15 protein-coding genes are annotated in these 14,476 nt (G+C 67.9%); 7 read left to right on the top strand and 8 right to left on the bottom strand.

What is annotated here, in order from left to right:
- Nucleotides 1–40 precede the first annotated feature (40 nt).
- Complete coding sequence (locus VZQ01_RS12505) at nt 41–2,449, top strand: YfhO family protein (RefSeq protein WP_426747919.1); 2,409 nt, start codon at nt 41–43, stop codon at nt 2,447–2,449.
- Here the strand turns inward: VZQ01_RS12505 and VZQ01_RS12500 are convergent.
- A complete protein-coding gene (locus VZQ01_RS12500; protein WP_223784781.1) occupies nt 2,443–3,756 on the bottom strand; it encodes a chitosanase in 1,314 nt (437 codons plus the stop codon). The genes VZQ01_RS12505 and VZQ01_RS12500 overlap by 7 nt on opposite strands.
- Nucleotides 3,757–3,932: 176 nt before the next feature.
- Here VZQ01_RS12500 and VZQ01_RS12495 point away from each other — a divergent pair, with 176 nt between their 5' ends.
- Nucleotides 3,933–4,202, top strand: a complete 270-nt coding sequence (locus tag VZQ01_RS12495) for a GlsB/YeaQ/YmgE family stress response membrane protein (protein WP_426747918.1) — start codon at nt 3,933–3,935, stop codon at nt 4,200–4,202.
- Between the two features lie 10 nt (nt 4,203–4,212).
- Here VZQ01_RS12495 and VZQ01_RS12490 read toward each other — a convergent pair whose 3' ends face one another.
- The gene (locus VZQ01_RS12490; RefSeq protein WP_426747917.1) at nt 4,213–4,848 is read right to left on the bottom strand and encodes a LysE family translocator; all 636 of its coding nucleotides are present in this window, start codon (nt 4,846–4,848) and stop codon (nt 4,213–4,215) included.
- 100 nt (nt 4,849–4,948) lie between these two features.
- Between VZQ01_RS12490 and VZQ01_RS12485 the strand changes: the two genes are divergently transcribed.
- A complete protein-coding gene (locus VZQ01_RS12485) occupies nt 4,949–5,905 on the top strand; it encodes a helix-turn-helix transcriptional regulator (RefSeq protein ID WP_223784782.1) in 957 nt (318 codons plus the stop codon).
- Here the strand turns inward: VZQ01_RS12485 and VZQ01_RS12480 are convergent.
- Together VZQ01_RS12480 and trhA are read right to left on the bottom strand one after the other, a co-directional pair.
- Nucleotides 5,902–6,426: a CGNR zinc finger domain-containing protein gene (locus VZQ01_RS12480; RefSeq protein ID WP_255510360.1), complete on the bottom strand. Its 525-nt coding sequence runs from the start codon at nt 6,424–6,426 to the stop codon at nt 5,902–5,904. The genes VZQ01_RS12485 and VZQ01_RS12480 overlap by 4 nt on opposite strands.
- A gap of 310 nt (nt 6,427–6,736) precedes the next feature.
- Complete coding sequence (trhA, locus tag VZQ01_RS12475) at nt 6,737–7,411, bottom strand: PAQR family membrane homeostasis protein TrhA (protein ID WP_223746296.1); 675 nt, start codon at nt 7,409–7,411, stop codon at nt 6,737–6,739.
- Between the two features lie 433 nt (nt 7,412–7,844).
- Between trhA and VZQ01_RS12470 the strand changes: the two genes are divergently transcribed.
- Nucleotides 7,845–8,531, top strand: coding sequence for an STAS domain-containing protein (locus tag VZQ01_RS12470; RefSeq protein WP_426747916.1), 687 nt, complete (start codon nt 7,845–7,847; stop codon nt 8,529–8,531).
- A gap of 34 nt (nt 8,532–8,565) precedes the next feature.
- Entirely contained in the window at nt 8,566–9,162 is a 597-nt protein-coding gene (locus tag VZQ01_RS12465; protein WP_267697799.1) for a hypothetical protein, read from the top strand.
- Nucleotides 9,163–9,231: 69 nt separating this feature from the next.
- Here the strand turns inward: VZQ01_RS12465 and VZQ01_RS12460 are convergent, their stop codons facing one another.
- Nucleotides 9,232–9,639 (bottom strand): DoxX family protein, encoded by a 408-nt coding sequence (locus tag VZQ01_RS12460; protein ID WP_426747915.1) that lies wholly within the window; start codon nt 9,637–9,639, stop codon nt 9,232–9,234.
- Between the two features lie 106 nt (nt 9,640–9,745).
- Between VZQ01_RS12460 and VZQ01_RS12455 the strand changes: the two genes are divergently transcribed.
- Nucleotides 9,746–10,171, top strand: a complete 426-nt coding sequence (locus VZQ01_RS12455) for a winged helix-turn-helix transcriptional regulator (protein ID WP_426747914.1) — start codon at nt 9,746–9,748, stop codon at nt 10,169–10,171.
- Nucleotides 10,172–10,177: 6 nt separating this feature from the next.
- Here the strand turns inward: VZQ01_RS12455 and radA are convergent, their stop codons facing one another.
- Genes radA through VZQ01_RS12440 form a run of 3 tightly spaced genes read right to left on the bottom strand, consistent with a single transcriptional unit; the run spans nt 10,178 to nt 13,786 of the window.
- On the bottom strand, nt 10,178–11,539 hold the full coding sequence (gene radA, locus VZQ01_RS12450) for a DNA repair protein RadA (protein ID WP_223746299.1): 1,362 nt from the start codon (nt 11,537–11,539) through the stop codon (nt 10,178–10,180).
- Between the two features lie 50 nt (nt 11,540–11,589).
- Nucleotides 11,590–12,168, bottom strand: a complete 579-nt coding sequence (locus VZQ01_RS12445) for a hypothetical protein (RefSeq protein WP_426747913.1) — start codon at nt 12,166–12,168, stop codon at nt 11,590–11,592.
- Nucleotides 12,161–13,786 carry an anti-phage dCTP deaminase gene (locus VZQ01_RS12440; RefSeq protein ID WP_426747912.1) on the bottom strand — a complete coding sequence of 542 codons (1,626 nt, stop codon included), beginning with the start codon at nt 13,784–13,786 and terminating at the stop codon, nt 12,161–12,163. Before VZQ01_RS12440 ends, VZQ01_RS12445 begins: the two co-directional genes overlap by 8 nt.
- A 337-nt stretch (nt 13,787–14,123) precedes the next feature.
- On the opposite strand from VZQ01_RS12440, the gene VZQ01_RS12435 reads away from it, so the two are divergent.
- Nucleotides 14,124–14,390, top strand: a complete 267-nt coding sequence (locus VZQ01_RS12435; protein WP_141328824.1) for a GlsB/YeaQ/YmgE family stress response membrane protein — start codon at nt 14,124–14,126, stop codon at nt 14,388–14,390.
- The last annotated feature ends 86 nt before the right edge of the window (nt 14,391–14,476 follow it).

The following is a 14,476-nucleotide window of genomic DNA, read 5'->3' as shown; positions in this document are numbered from 1 at the left end:
TCGAGAGCCCTTCCTCCTCTGCTAGAAGGCGGGGCACCGCATGTCCTCTCCTCTTTCGACGCGCGCGCGCGAGGGCCTCCTCATCCTGGGGGCCTCGGTCCTCGGGACGCTGCTGTTCTTCCATCGGCTGCTCGCCTCGGGGGGCGTGTTCTGCGAGCGAGACATGCTGCGCGTGTACGCCCCGACGCGGGAGTACTGGGCCACGTGCGTGAGCCAGGGCGCGTGGCCGAGCTGGTACCCCTTCAACGCGCTGGGCCAGCCCTTCGCGGGCGCCACCGTCACGGGCGCGTTTCACCCGGCCAACGTGTTGATGCTGCTGTTCGACGGCCCGGTGGCCCTGACGGTGATGGTGCTCGCGTGCTATCCGCTGGCGGCCACGGGCATGTACCTGTTCCTGCGGGCGCGGCGGGCCCGCATCGAGGCCTCCGTGCTGGGGGCGCTCGCCTTCACGCTGAGCGGCTATCTGGTCAGCCTCACCAGCAACCTGCTGTACCTCCAGGCCGCGGCCATGCTGCCGTGGCTCCTGCTGTTCTCGGACGCGGTGCTGACCCGGGCCTCGCGGGCGGCGGCGGGCGCCCTGGGGGTGACGTTGGCGCTGGTGCTGCTCGCGGGCGACCCGCAGGGCTTCACGGTGGGCGGCGCCACGGTGGCGCTGGTGGTGCTCCTGGGGCCGCTCGGCGAGGGCGTGTCCCGACGGCGCGCGGTGCTGGTGGCGGGGGCGGGGCTCCTGCTCGCGGTGGTGGTGTCCACGGCGCAGCTGTGGGCCTCCGCGTCGGTGTTGCCGGAGACCTTTGCGCAGCGGCGCACCGCGGAGGCCGCGCAGCTGTGGTCCGTGCATCCGCTGCGCGTGCTGGACCTGGTGGTGGGCAATGTCCTCGCGCTGGAGCCGCCGCTCCGGGGCGCGGTGGCCCAGGGGTTGTTGGGCCTGGGGACGGCGGACTTCTGGGCGCGCTCGCTCTACGTGGGCTTGCCGGTGGTGTTCCTGGCGGGCGTGGCGGCGTGGGCGCGGCGTCGGGAGCGCTGGGTGCAGCTGGCGCTCGGGTTCGTGGGGCTGGCGGGACTGTTGATGCTCGGCCGGCACACGCCGCTCTACGGATGGGTCTACGAGCTGCTGCCTCCCTGGAGGGCCTTCCGCTATCCGGAGAAGCTCACCGTGCACGCCGCGTTCTGGCTGGCGGTGCTGGCCGCGTGGGGCGCGGACGTGCTGCTGGGGCGCACGCGGGACGAGCGTCGACGCACGGCGTGGGGCCTGCTGGCCACGGGCGTGGGGGTGTTGCTCCTGGCCATGACGGGGACGGGGCTGTGGCTGGCGGAGTCCTTGCGCGGGCTCTACGCGGGGCCCGCCGAGGTGTGGCGGGAGGTGTCGCGACAGTTGGGCGAGCGACTCACGGTGGAGGCGGCCTGCATGGCCGTCACCTGCATCGCCATGGGCGGCGTGGCCCTGTTGCGCGTGCCCTCGCGGCGGGTGGGCGTGGCGTGGGTGGCGCTGCTGGCCGTCGACCTCGGGCGCGCCACGGAGCCCGCGTATGTCTCCTGTGCGCGGAGTCTGCTCGATGCGCCGCCACCGTTCGTCGAGACGCTCCAACAGCGCGTGGGGGAGCCGTTGCAGGGACGGGCGCGGGTCTTCACGGCCGCCGGCATCGCCCTGCCGGAGACGATGGAGGGGCTGACCCCGGACGAGACGCAGGTGGCGGGCGCGCGCGTGGTGCTGGCGGCGGACTCGGCCGCGTCCTGGGGCGTGGAGAGCGCGAACTGGTATCTGCCCGCGCTGTCCGCCCGCGTGGCGGACCTGCTCAAGGACCCGCAGCCGTGGTGGAACCGCTTCGGACCGCTCGCGGGCGTCGGGTACTTCGTCGCCGACGAGCAACAGGTGAAGGCCCGGGGACTTCAGAGCACCGTGCTCGCCACGAGCGAGCCGTTCCGCGTGGCGCTGCTCGCGCACCCCCGACCGCTGTCGCGGGTGTATCTCGCCGCGCCTCGCTGCGTGGCGAGCGCGGAGGAGGGACTGGCGCTGCTCTCCTCGCCCGGCTTCGTTCCCGGACTCCAGGCCGTGGTGGAGTGCCACGAGCCGTTGCCCGTGCCACCCGAGGGGGAGCCCCCGGGGCAGGCCCAACTCGAGCGGTACGGCGTGGACGAGGTGGAGGTGACGGTGCGGGCGAAGCACCCGGCGGTCCTGGTGCTGTCGGATGCGTACTTCTCCGGCTGGAGCGCCACCGTGGACGACGTGCCGACGGAGGTCCTCGTCGCCAATCACGCCCTGCGCGCGGTGGCAGTCCCGCCGGGGGCCCACCGCGTGGTGTGGCGCTACTCACCGCCGGGCGAGGGCGTCTCGATGGCGGTGAGCGGCCTGGGGTTCCTCGTGTGCCTGCTCCTCATGGTGCCCTGGCCGCGCCGCCCGCGTCCTGCGCCCGGAGTCACGCTCCCCGGGCGCTCACCCACCCCTCACTGACACGAGAACGTGTACGAGCCGGGGGTGCTCCAGGTGCCGTCCGCGTTGATGTTGCGCACGGTGTAGCCGCTGAACGGATAGGGCGAGTTCCAGCAGTCGCTGGCGCGCACGTCGTTGCGCACGGCGGCGGACAAATCCCAGTTGCCCCGGCGGCGCAGCTTCTCGTACGCGGCCACGCGGTCGATGGCCTGCAGCCACGTGGCGTCCGCCGCCAGCACGTCGCGGCGCTTCTCCAGGAAGCGCTGCAGCCACGACGACTCCGTGATTCCGTTGTAGCCCACCGCCGGCGCCACCTGGGCCGTGTTGCCCAGCGCGTTGTTCGCCGCGCGCACCAGGCTCTTCACCCCCGACTCGCCGTGGTTGATGTACGCGTCATACAGCGCCATCTTCGACAGCGCGCTCGTGGCGCCCCACTTGTTCGCCTCCGCCATGGCCGGCGTGTAATAGAACTGGTCGCTGACCTGGTCCTGGCACGCCTTGAAGTCCGCGCGCGTGGTGGTGTTGTTGTAGCTGGCGGCCCAGTCCGCCCGCCAGTTGCCGATGACATCCAGCTCCGACGTGGATGGCTGCGATTGCCCCGTGGACAGGAAGCGGTTGTTGATGGTCGTCAGCCCCGGCATGTACTTGGCCATCAGGTTGCCATTGGCCGCGCTGCGCCGCGCGTTGTAGCACTGGATGACCTGGATGGCGTCGCCCGTGCCCGTGCAGAACCCCGCGCGCCCGCTGGTGTACCCGCGCCCGTCCTGGATGTTCTCCGAATACGCATACGCGAGCACCGGCGTGTCGTTCTCCCAGATGCTCGTCAGCCCCTCCGACACCTTCTTCTGGTTCTCCGTCAGCCCACCTCCCGGAGGAGGCGGCGTGCTCCCGCAGCTCGGGTCGCTGATGACGATGTTGCTCGCCGTCCACGACGTGTTCGAGTTCGTCGAGTAGTAGAACGTGTAGGACGCGTTCACCCCCACCGTCAGCCCCGAGGTGCGCGAGTACGTGCACGTGCTCCCGCTCTGCGTGTGCGTCCAGCCCGGCTCGTCGTGGTCGCACGTCACGCCGCTGGGAACCCCGAACGCAATCGTCGGGCTCGTCATCGCCGCCGCGCCCGTGTTCTTGAAGACGATGGTGCCCCACCAGTCCGCGCCCACGTACGTGTTCGTCGTAATCACATACGCGCAGGCCGCGAGCCCCTGCTCCCCACGGGCCTCCTCCACCGGCCCACCTCCCACCTCCGCCCCTCCACACCCCACCAGGGCCCCCGCCCACAGCAGGGCTCCGCACTTCATCCACAGTGAATCATTCCGATGACGACCCATGGGCGCTCTCCTTTGCGCGGTGTCTTCCTTCAGCTACCTCCGAAAGAACGGAAAGTCAGTCAAAACCAGCTCGACGCCCGCTTGCCTGCCCTGCGAACGGACCGGCCTCCGTTCGAACGCGAACCGGCGTGCTTAGGTTTGCGCCAGACACATCAGTGCGACCCGAGGAGGAAGAGATGTCTTTGGAAACGATTCTAGTGTGGGCGGTCATCGGCCTCATCGCCGGGTGGTTGGCGTCGGCCGTGGTCGGCGGGGGCTACGGGCTCATCGGCGACATCGTCGTGGGTGTGGTGGGAGCGTTCCTGGGCGGCTTCATCTTCCGTGCACTGGGAGCGGGCACGCCCTTCGGCGGCCTGGCCGGGACCATCTTCGTGGCCTTCATCGGAGCGGTGGTGCTGCTGCTCATCCTGAGAGCCATCCAATCGACACGCGTCCGACGCACATGAGTGGGCGGCTTCAGGTGCCGCGCCAGCCCTCGAGGGCGGTGACGACGGCGGCGAGCACCATGAGGCCTCCCACGGCCTGAGCCACGCGCGCGCTGGCGGAGGGACGTGACTCCAGCCAGCCGCGCGCGCGGTCCGCGACCAGGGTGATGGCGCCGTACACCGCGCCCTGGGTCAGCGCGATGATGGCCCCCAGGACCAGGGCCTGCAGCCACAGCGGCCCATACTCCTTCCGCAGGAACTGGGGGAAGACGGCGAGCATGAAGACGTAGGCCTTCGGGTTGAGCAGGTTGGTGAGCGCTCCCCGGCGGAACGTGGCCAGGGCGGAGCGCTGGCTGGCCTGCGAGGACGGGGAGAAGGTGGACGGGCTTCGCACCAGCGCCACCCCCATCCACGCCACGTAGAGCGCCCCCACCCAGAGCAGCACGTTGAACGCGGCGGGCACCACCGCGAGCAGCACCGCCACCCCCGTCGCCCCCACCGCCACGTGACACACGCCGCCGCAGATGATGCCGCCCACCGCGGCCAGCCCCGAGCGGCGTCCTCCCACCAGGGAGCTGGCCAGGACGAAGGCCATGTCCAGCCCGGGGAGGATGACGATTCCGGACACGAGCACGAAGAACAGCCAGAGGTGGGACGTCTGCGTCATGGGGGTGCCCTCCAGGGGAGCGGGGAGGGCGGCACCGTACGGAGCATGTAGGGCGGAATCGGCCCTGATTCGAGCGCCCCTGGCGTTAGGTTCCCGACCTATGTCCCGGCCCACCACGCGCGTGCTCACCGTGCTCGAGTTGCTGCAGACCCATGGGCGGATGAGCGGCTCGGAGCTGGCGCGGCGGCTGGAGGTGGACCGGCGCACCGTGCGCCGCTACATCCTGAAGCTGGAGGAGCTGGGCATCCCCATCACCGCCGAGCGCGGCAGGGACGGCGCCTACATGCTGGTGGCGGGCTTCAAGCTGCCGCCGATGATGTTCACCGAGGACGAGGTGCTGGCGCTGTCGGTGGGGCTGCTCGCCTCGCGCGGGCTGGGCCTGGCGGAGGCGGCCCCCGCGGTGGAGAGCGCCCAGGCGAAGCTGGAGCGGGTGATGCCCGCGACGCTGAAGCGGCGCGTGCGCTCCGTGGACGAGTCGGTGACGCTCGACATCTCCCGCGCCCGCGAGATGGCGGACAACACCGCGCTCGTCGCCCTGAGCTCCGCGGCCCAGCTGCGCAAGCGCGTGCGCCTGGGCTACCGGGGAGCGCGCGAGGAGGACACCGAGCGCGACTTCGACCCGTATGGCCTCGTCTGGCGCGGCGGGCGCTGGTACGCGGTGGGCGTCTGTCACCTGCGCGAGGATCTACGCACCTTCCGGTTGGACCGGGTGCGCGCGGTGCTCCCGCTCGACGTCCACTTCACGCGGCCGGACGGCTTCGACGCGCTGGCGCACGTGGAGGCCGCGGTGGCGTCGCTGCCGCGCGCGTTCGCCGTGGAGGTGCTGCTCGACACGGACCTGGCCCGGGCGCGCCAGCACCTGTTCGCCACGCTGGGCGTGCTGGAGGCGGTGCCCGGCGGCGTGCGGCTGTCGGGGCAGACGGATGACCTGGACTGGTTCGCGCGGGAGCTGTCGCGGCTGCCCTTCGCGTTCCACATCCAGCGCCCCGACGGGCTGCGCGCCGCGCTGGAGGCCCGCGCCCAAAAGCTGCTGGCCCTGGCGCGCGGGGGTGGCTAGCGAGCCTCCTGCCGCTGCCGACGCCGGAACTCGGCCACCTTGGCCTTGTTGCCGCAGCCGGACATGGAGCACCAGCGCCGCAAGCCCGAGCGCGAGGTGTCCACGAAGAGCAGGCCACAGTCGCGCTGCTCACACGTGCGCACGCGCTCCGCCAGCTCGCCGCCGAGCAGCTCCGCGCCGTCGCGCGCCACCGTCACCAACAGCCCCCGGATGTCCGCGCCCGCCCAGAACAGCCCGCGAGGCCCCAGCTGGGGCGCGGGCGGCGGCTCCGCGGCCCAGCGGTTGAGGATGGAGCGGTCCCTCGCGGAGAAGTTCTCCCCGCGCGCGAGGGCCAGGGCCAGCCGGTGGAGCGCCTCGCGCAGCTCGCGCGCCTGGGCCAGCTCCTCCGCCGTGGGCTCCTGCACCTGCGCCGCCAGTCCCGCGGCGATGAGCCACCGGCCCAGGTCCTTCGGCGTCTGGAGCAGTTCCTGGGGCGTGTCCTTCAGCCGCCCCGCCAGCGTCGCCGGCAGGTCCAGCGACACGCGCCCCGCCCGGAACGCGAAGCCGTCCCTTCGCTCTCCCTTGGAAATCGGCGGGGAGGGGGGAGCAGCGCGTTGCCTGGCGACCATGGAGAGACCTCGAGGAGGGGGGAACCGCAATGGCAAACTACCTGGAATGCGCGCCAACGCACGCGTGAAGTTGGTAACCCTTCCATGGGGTTTCATTCCGATGCATGCATGGTTTTCACCCCGTGTCTGGCTTCGGGGCCGGGCGCGCGCGGGTCGCTAGAGGAGATGCGTGAGGGCGCATGCACGCATCGTCCTGGTGCGGGCGCGCGCCGTCACCCCGTCGTCATCGGCTCCAGAGGAAGTCGACGAGCACGAGGTAGTGCGTGGAGGCGGCGGCGATGACCATGAGGTGGAAGACCTCGTGGTAGCCGAAGACGGCGGGGCTGGGGTCCGGCCACCGGCGCGCGTAGACGACGGCGCCCACCGCGTAGAGCAGGCCGCCCAGCACGAGCCAGGTCGCGCGCGTCGTCCCCACCACCGAGGGCAGCCGCAGCATCACCGGGGCGGAGAGCGCGCCCAGGATGACGTAGAGCACCGAGCGCACGCCCCGCGTGCCGGAGATGCCGAAGAGCGACAGCCCCGCGCCCGTGAGCGCGCAGCCCCACATCACCCAGAGCAGGTGCCGCGTCCACGCGTCGGGTGCGTCCAGCGTGGCCAGCGGCGTGAAGGTCCCGGCGATGAGCAGGTAGATGGCGGCGTGGTCCATCCGCCGCAGGCGCTGGTACGCGGCCGGGCCCCAGGTGGGCACGTGGTAGGTGGCGCTGGTCCCGAACATCAGCACCAGCGACAGGCCGAAGACGCAGTCGGCGAAGTGCTGCAGGCCCTTGGCCGGCGCGAGCGCGAGCGCGATGAAGCCGCCCAACGCCGCGAGGAACGCGAGCGCGTGCGACACGCCTCGCAGCCGGGGCTTCACCTCCGCGACCACGGCGCGGAGCTCGGGAGGGACGATGGACGCCATGCCCCCTGTCCTAGTCACGCCCGGTCACCGGCGCGTCAGCGCCCCGGACATCCCGTCCACCCGTGGACGGCGGTCCCGCCCCGAGCGTCGACTGCTCCGCACTCGAAGGGCCCCGCGACGTCCAGGAGCCCACGCCGTGTCCATGGCTCCGACGCGAAGCGTTGCCCGTGCGCGCGGGCGGTCCGCGAGCGCTCGCCCGTCCGTCTGGGTTTGGGCCTTCGATTTGAGAGGAATTGGCCGCGCCCCGCCGGGCTGACTGCGCTTCCCAGGGAGTCTGTTCTCTCTCTGGAGAGGCGGGCTTTTCAATGTTTCATCCGGGTCGATGTCCACCCATTTGAAGCGTTGAGAGGTTTTGGGCATACCCTGATGTGTCGAATCCGTTTCGGGCCGTCCAACGCCAACTCCCTCGTCCACGGCCCGGGCCTCATCGCCCATGAATCAGTCGCAACCGCAGGTCATCGAAATCAACCTCGAGCGTCTCGAGCGCATCCGGGACGTGCTGGCGATGATTTCGCTCGGGGAGTTCAACCCGGACGAGCATCTCATCGCGGTGGAGAACCATGACGTGTTCTCCTCGTTCGAGGACACCATCAACCTCTTCGCCCGCCAGCTCCACGCGTCCGTGCAGGAGAGCGAGCAGTCGATGCTCAAGCTCGACGCGGCCCGGCGCGAGCTGGAGGAGAAGCTCTCCACCATCGAGAAGCAGCGGCTGGCCATCCGCGACTTGTCCACGCCCATCATCGAGCTGTGGGAGGACGTGCTCACGCTGCCCATCGTCGGGGTGGTGGACACGCAGCGCTCGCTGGAGATGACCGAGCGGCTGCTCCACCGCATCTCCCAGGGCAAGGCCCGCTGCGCCATCATCGACATCACGGGCGTGGAGGTGGTGGACACCTCCACCGCGAACCACTTCGTGAAGATGGTGAACGCCGCCCGCCTGCTCGACACCTACTGCGTGGTGACGGGCATCAGCCCGGTCATCGCCCAGACGCTCACGCAGATTGGCGTCGACCTGCGGGACGTGAAGACGCTCGGCAGCCTGCGTGACGGGCTGAAGGAGTGCTTCCTGTACCTGCGCAACCACACCGCCCACCGCGCCCTCGACGCGGGCGGCCGGTAGCCCTCCGAACCCTCTTTCCGGAACCCAGACTCACATGTCCCAAGTCACCCACGAGCCCGGCATCACCGTCACGGGCGCGAGCGTGGCCTCCATCGTGGAGGCCATCCAGTCGTTCACCGTCCTCGTCAACGCCCTGCTGGACGTGATGAAGGTCCCCGCGCGCGGGGCGGGCGCCGAGCGCGCCATCGACGTGACGGCCTGGTACCCGCTGGAGGACTACCTCCAGGCGTACCGGAAGATCGACTCCCTGCTGGGCGGGCGCGGCCTGGAGAAGGTCGGCTCGATGATTCCCAAGAACGCCGTGTTCCCCTCGGACATCACCGACATCCACAAGGGGCTCGCCTCCATCGACATCGCCTTCCACATGAACCACCGGAAGAACGGCCGGTCCATGTTCAATCCCCTCACGGGGGAGATGGCGGACGGCATCGGCCACTACTCGTACAGCGCGGTGCCCGGGAAGAACGAGGGCCACGTGGTGTGTGGCAATCCCTATCCGTGCCGGTTCGACCAGGGCCTCATCAAGGGCATGGCCCAGCGCTTCATGCCCCACGCCGTCGTCGCGCATGACCCGGACCAGGGCTGCCGTCAGAAGGGCGGCGCCTCCTGCACCTTCATCGTGACCTGGTAGCGGAAGGACACCTCCGCCGCGCCCCCGTCGGGAACGAGGGCGCGGCGGCTTGCAGGCAGGAGGTGGTTCCTAGTTCGTGCCGCGCAGGGGCAGCAGCGCCCGCACGCGCGCGTCCCTGAGGAACAGGCCGCCCCAGGCGATGACGCCCAGCAGCACGGGGATGAGGAACGAGTCCCCCTGCCGCACGTGCGTCACCGTGGCGCCGCCCAGGTAGCCCGTGACGAGGATGGCCCCCAGCACCGCCGTGCGCGGCACCGCGTAGAGCAGCGCCGAGAGCAGCTCCGCGATGCCGATGGGCACGAGCACCGACGCCGGGAAGCCCGACTTGGCGAAGCCCTCCACCACCTCCGGGGGCTGCCGCAGCTTCATGGACGCGCTGGCGACCAGCGCCAGCACGACGAGGCCGGAGAAGACCCGGCCCGTCCAGAGGGCCCAGGGTTTGGAGGCGGGGACGGCGGTGGTGGCGGCGGTCGTCATGGGGGACGGCTCCTGATGGGAGTGGGTTCCGAAAGGTTCGTCGGTTACAACCCGTAACCGGCGCTCGTGTAACGGGGGCCCGTTTCGTCCGCAAGAAGGCACATCCATGTCACCACCTCCCGCCAAGCGTCCCCGCTCGAAGAATCCCCATGGCGCCACCGAGTCCTGTCTGGCCGTGCGCGACGTCCTCACGCGCGTGGGCGACAAGTGGAGCGTGCTCGTCGTGGGCAGCCTGGGAGACGGGCCGCTGCGCTTCAGTGACTTGAAGCGCGGCATCGAGGGCATCTCCCAGCGCATGCTGACGCTCACCCTCAGGGGGCTGGAGCGGGACGGGCTGGTGACGCGCACCCAGTACCCCACGGTGCCGCCCCGCGTGGAGTACGCGCTCACGCCCCTGGGGCACACGCTGCTGGACCCCGTCCAGCAGCTGGCGAAGTGGGCGCTGCAGAGCCGCGCCGCCATCCAGACGGCCCGGGGCCGCTACGACAAGAAGCCCAAGCCGCCTCCTCCGACGGGGCCCACGCGGAGGTAGGGCTCGTCAGTCGAACATGGCCCGGAGCGCGTCGCCCAGGGTCTCCACGCCCACCACGCGCAGCTTCGTGGCCTCCATGCGCCGGGCGCTGCCCGCGGGCATCACCACCCGCTTGAAGCCCATCTTCGCCGCCTCGATGAGCCGGGGTTCCACCTGGCCCACCGCGCGCACCTCACCCGCCAGGCCCACCTCGCCCAGCACCAGCGTGTGCGGGTCCAGCGGCCGGTTCTGCAGGCTGCTCACCAGCGCCGCGCAGACGGCCAGGTCGCACGCGGGCTCGTTGAGCTGCATGCCGCCCGCGACGTTGACGAACAAGTCACACCCGACGAGGGGAATCTCCTCCTTCTTCTCCAGCACCGCGGCGAGCAGGGCCACGCGGTTGCTGTCCACGCCGATGGCGGTGCGCCGCGCGGTGCCGTAGCCGGTGGGGGCCACCAAGGCCTGCACCTCCACCAGGAGGGGGCGGGTGCCGTTGAGCGTGCTGGTGACGACGCTGCCGGACTTGCCCGCGGGGCGCTCCGACAGGAAGAGGGCGGACGGGTCCGAGACCTCCACCAAGCCCGCGCCCTTCATCTCGAAGACGCCAATCTCGTTGGTGGAGCCGAAGCGGTTCTTGTGCGCGCGCAGGATTCGGAACGGGTGGCCGCGCTCGCCCTCGAAGTAGAGGACGGTGTCCACCATGTGCTCGAGCACGCGGGGGCCCGCGATGGAGCCCTCCTTCGTCACGTGGCCCACGATGAAGGTGGGCACCCCCGTGCGCTTGGCGTAGGCCATCAGCCGCCCGGCCACCTCGCGCACCTGGGTGATGCTGCCCGGCGCGTTGCCCAACTCCGGCAGGTACATGGTCTGGATGGAGTCCACCACCAGCGCGCGCGGCTGGAGCGACTCGGCGGCGGCCAGCACCCGCTCCGCGTCCGTCTCCGCGAACAGGTGGATGGAGTCGCCCTCCACGCGCAGCCGCTCGGCGCGCATCTTCGTCTGGCGCAGGCTCTCCTCGCCGGAGACGTAGAGCACCGCGCCCTGGCGCGCGAGCCGGTCCAGGGCCGCGAGCAGCAGCGTGGACTTGCCGATGCCCGGGTCGCCGCCCAACAGGACGACGGAGCCCGCCACCACGCCGCCGCCCAGCACCCGGTCGAACTCGGCGATGCCGGTGCGCTGGCGCACCTCCGCGTCCCCGCTGACGTCCTTGAGCAGCATGGGCTTCGCCGCGCCGCCCGAGGCGCCCCAGGCCGGGCGCTTCTCGTCCTGCTTCGCCCCGGCTTCCTCCAGGAGCGAGCTCCATGCGCCACAGTCCGGGCACTTCCCCAGCCACTTCGCCGTCTGGTACCCGCACGCCTGGCAGGTGTAGTGCGTCTTCGCCTTCGCCATGGGTCGGGCTTACATCAAGAGTCTGACATGTTACGTGCGACGAACGCCACCTACCGGTGAGAGTAGCTTTGGCTGGGATTCCGTGATGGTAGTATTTTAGCTTCGATAATGCATGTTTCCCAGCCTTCTCCAGTAGATGGGGGGATACCGGAAGGAAGTGTGCGCTCTGCTGCTTCAGTGCTCTTTATGTCCTCAAGGAGTATGAGTATCGGCCCCGGAGGCGCTCTGCGGGAGGCTGTCTCTTTTGAGATAAGAGCACTGATTATGCTGGCTGCGTTGCCTGAGCTAAGTGCTGCATTGTTGCGCAGTGAGGGGCCAATGCGCCCAAATACGTCGAAGTACTGGATTGAATGTTTTTCAAAAAAATCAAAGAACCACCTTCGATTCGTCCCTCCAAGATCAAGAAGGGGCAGGGGGCGTAGATCCATTACCCATCGTGGACGAAGCTCCGTGAGAAGCTGGATGAAGGGATTTGCTGACATGTTTGACATGTCGACGAATCCAAGAATCCTTGGATTGTGGTGAAAGAAGAGTGGAATTTGAAGGGCCTTTGATGGAGGAATTTTTGGAACTCCTTCATCCTGGGCTGCGACTAGTCTAAGGTGAGGAACTGTGGACGATCTAGTCATGTTCGGCCTCCGGGCCGGAGAGCTTGGCTTCCAGATCGATATAGCTCAGTTTGCTGACATCCCATGCAGTGCCCCAGTCAGGCTCACCAATGCTCATCTGGCCGTTGCTGGATTTCAAATCTCGATCTTTGATGAACGTTCTTGCGTATAGTCTAGGGGCAACACCTGTAAAAGGTCTGAAAAGTACCTTCTGTCCGCCCTTGCTTGGTGGAATCCAGTCTCGAGCATGTTCGGAAATGGAGTCGCCATGGAGCTTGAGTGCTCGGCTTTTGGGATAGGGCTCGATGTACTGCACTTCGTCAACCCCGGCTCCGACAATGTGTCGTGCGCAGTAGTGGCAGGGGAAGGTTGTTACAAATAAGCGGCACCCTTGGGGGGACGTTCTTGCTCGTGCGGCGCTAAGAAGAGCGTCCATCTCGGCGTGCACTGCTCTGCTGAACTCTAAAAGTCCACCGATTCGAGAGTCTTTGCGGAGAGTATCTTTGATTTCAGTGGATTCGTCGGGTGTTAAGGTTTTCGTCTTCTGGATTATCTTTAGCACGTCGTCAACTATTGAGTCCTGCTCCTTGTTGTTGCTGCAATAGCTTTCAGCGCGATAGGCACAGCGGCTGTCGACTGGACGAACTGAATTGTCTCCAATGCCTTGTCCATATACGCCGCCGCCTGCTTGAGGCACTTCATTGGCTCCGGTCGCAACAATGTTCCCGGACTGGTCAATTAATGCTGCGCCGACTTGGCGGGACAAGCAGGCGCTGCGCATTTGTGCTCCATGAGCGACATGCATTGCGGTTTCGCTTGATGTGGGGCGCTCAATGGTTGTTTGGTGTGGCTTTACTATCCTGACTAGCCTTAGGAGATGCTCGTCGACTTTCCAGAGGTCATTCTCGCGCTTGTGATCGCCGACTTCTGTATATCGCTCTTCCGTGTTGTCGATGAAAAAATCGGCTAGGTGAAATGTGTCAACGACGCGCTGTCCGTATTTCTTAGCAGAGTCCTTGGCGTCGCGTTTCATGAAGCTCGAAATTTGAGTTGTCCCGGCTTCAGGATACTTAAGTCGTAAACGCTTGCTTCGAACCTCTTCTTGGCAAACGACGCCAATAAGAGCGAATGCGTTGCGGTAGAGTGTTCTGAGGAGGTAAGCCTCCGAGGGATGTCGGAGAGCATCAATGATGTAGGCACGAGGTTTCCCATCTGGCAGAACGCGACCAGCGCTAAGACTCTTGCCTTGGCGCTCAGCACGAGTCCTGCGTATTAGCTCGACGATGCGACGGGCTACAGATGTTGCATCCGTGCTTCGCATCTCGTCGCCCCAGTCTTGAAACTGGATGGTCTGGTCAAGCTTGGGTTTGTCAGTTCCCTCGCCTTGCTGCTTGCTCTCCTTCGCCCACTCCGTAATCGCTCTTCGCCCCTTGATGATTGCTACCTCGTAGGAACCACCCTGCGAACTAGCCAGCAGCTTTTCAAGGGCCTCCGCAATGAAGGTGGTGCCCGAGCCGACATGTCCGACGACGGCAAACACGAGTTCATTAGAAGTGTACTCCTTCAGAATCTCCCTGCCCTCCTTGTCGAAGGAGGGAGATCTCTGGGGGACGGTTCGGAGAGCCTCGGCAGCTGACATGGAAGCGTAGGCTAGCAAGAGGGGCTGGCGTTAAGTCGAGTGGGGCCTGCTAGACCCGTTTTCAATGCAATCTTGGGCGCCGCAGCGCGTCACTCCGGATGCTTCTAGCCCAACCTAGCGTGTTTTGTAGTCGCTCGTTGTAGGCCCATGTCGTTCACGAATTGCACGTCTGGAGAGCAGGCAGGCTTGGTGTCAAGACCCATGCCGTCGAGTTGTACGTTGGGGAGGGGCGACCCAGCTTCATTCCCACGGGCGGCGCGAAGGGCGCTGACCCTCGCACAAGCCGGGTGGGCGCCACACCGTGCGCCCCCTTCACCACTCACTGTGAGGTCGTGTCATGGGGATCATCGCTTTCCTGGTCATCGGTCTTCTCGCCGGTCTTCTCGCTCGGGCCCTGATGCCCGGCAACCAGTCCATGGGTCTGGTGGCCACGACGCTGCTGGGTATTGTCGGCTCCTTCGTGGGTGGCTTCATCGGCTCGCTGTTCCGCAGCGACGGCCGCGTCTTCGACCTGCACCCGTCCGGTCTGCTGTTCTCCGTGCTGGGCGCGCTCCTGGTCCTGTTCCTGGTGGGACTGGCCGGCCGGCGCCGCGTCCACGTCTGACGCCAGCCCGCATGACATGAAGGGTGGAAGGCCGGCGCTCCAGGGTTCTCCTCGGGCGCCGGTCGTCCGTTCGGGGGTGGGAGGGA

The organism is Myxococcus faecalis, from assembly GCF_050039385.1.
Classification (GTDB): Bacteria; Myxococcota; Myxococcia; order Myxococcales; family Myxococcaceae; genus Myxococcus; species Myxococcus fulvus.
Note: the sequence above shows the minus strand (reverse complement) of the source record. Positions and strands in the feature narration are given on the sequence as shown.

Coding starts and splice junctions, on each gene's coding strand:
- VZQ01_RS12505 (WP_426747919.1), top strand. CDS start 41: ATGTCCTCTCCTCTTTCGACGCGCGCGCGCGAGGGCCTCCTCATCCTG.
- VZQ01_RS12500 (WP_223784781.1), bottom strand. CDS start 3,756: ATGGGTCGTCATCGGAATGATTCACTGTGGATGAAGTGCGGAGCCCTG.
- VZQ01_RS12495 (WP_426747918.1), top strand. CDS start 3,933: ATGTCTTTGGAAACGATTCTAGTGTGGGCGGTCATCGGCCTCATCGCC.
- VZQ01_RS12490 (WP_426747917.1), bottom strand. CDS start 4,848: ATGACGCAGACGTCCCACCTCTGGCTGTTCTTCGTGCTCGTGTCCGGA.
- VZQ01_RS12485 (WP_223784782.1), top strand. CDS start 4,949: ATGTCCCGGCCCACCACGCGCGTGCTCACCGTGCTCGAGTTGCTGCAG.
- trhA (WP_223746296.1), bottom strand. CDS start 7,411: ATGGCGTCCATCGTCCCTCCCGAGCTCCGCGCCGTGGTCGCGGAGGTG.
- VZQ01_RS12470 (WP_426747916.1), top strand. CDS start 7,845: ATGAATCAGTCGCAACCGCAGGTCATCGAAATCAACCTCGAGCGTCTC.
- VZQ01_RS12465 (WP_267697799.1), top strand. CDS start 8,566: ATGTCCCAAGTCACCCACGAGCCCGGCATCACCGTCACGGGCGCGAGC.
- VZQ01_RS12460 (WP_426747915.1), bottom strand. CDS start 9,639: ATGACGACCGCCGCCACCACCGCCGTCCCCGCCTCCAAACCCTGGGCC.
- VZQ01_RS12455 (WP_426747914.1), top strand. CDS start 9,746: ATGTCACCACCTCCCGCCAAGCGTCCCCGCTCGAAGAATCCCCATGGC.
- radA (WP_223746299.1), bottom strand. CDS start 11,539: ATGGCGAAGGCGAAGACGCACTACACCTGCCAGGCGTGCGGGTACCAG.
- VZQ01_RS12445 (WP_426747913.1), bottom strand. CDS start 12,168: ATGACTAGATCGTCCACAGTTCCTCACCTTAGACTAGTCGCAGCCCAG.
- VZQ01_RS12440 (WP_426747912.1), bottom strand. CDS start 13,786: ATGTCAGCTGCCGAGGCTCTCCGAACCGTCCCCCAGAGATCTCCCTCC.
- VZQ01_RS12435 (WP_141328824.1), top strand. CDS start 14,124: ATGGGGATCATCGCTTTCCTGGTCATCGGTCTTCTCGCCGGTCTTCTC.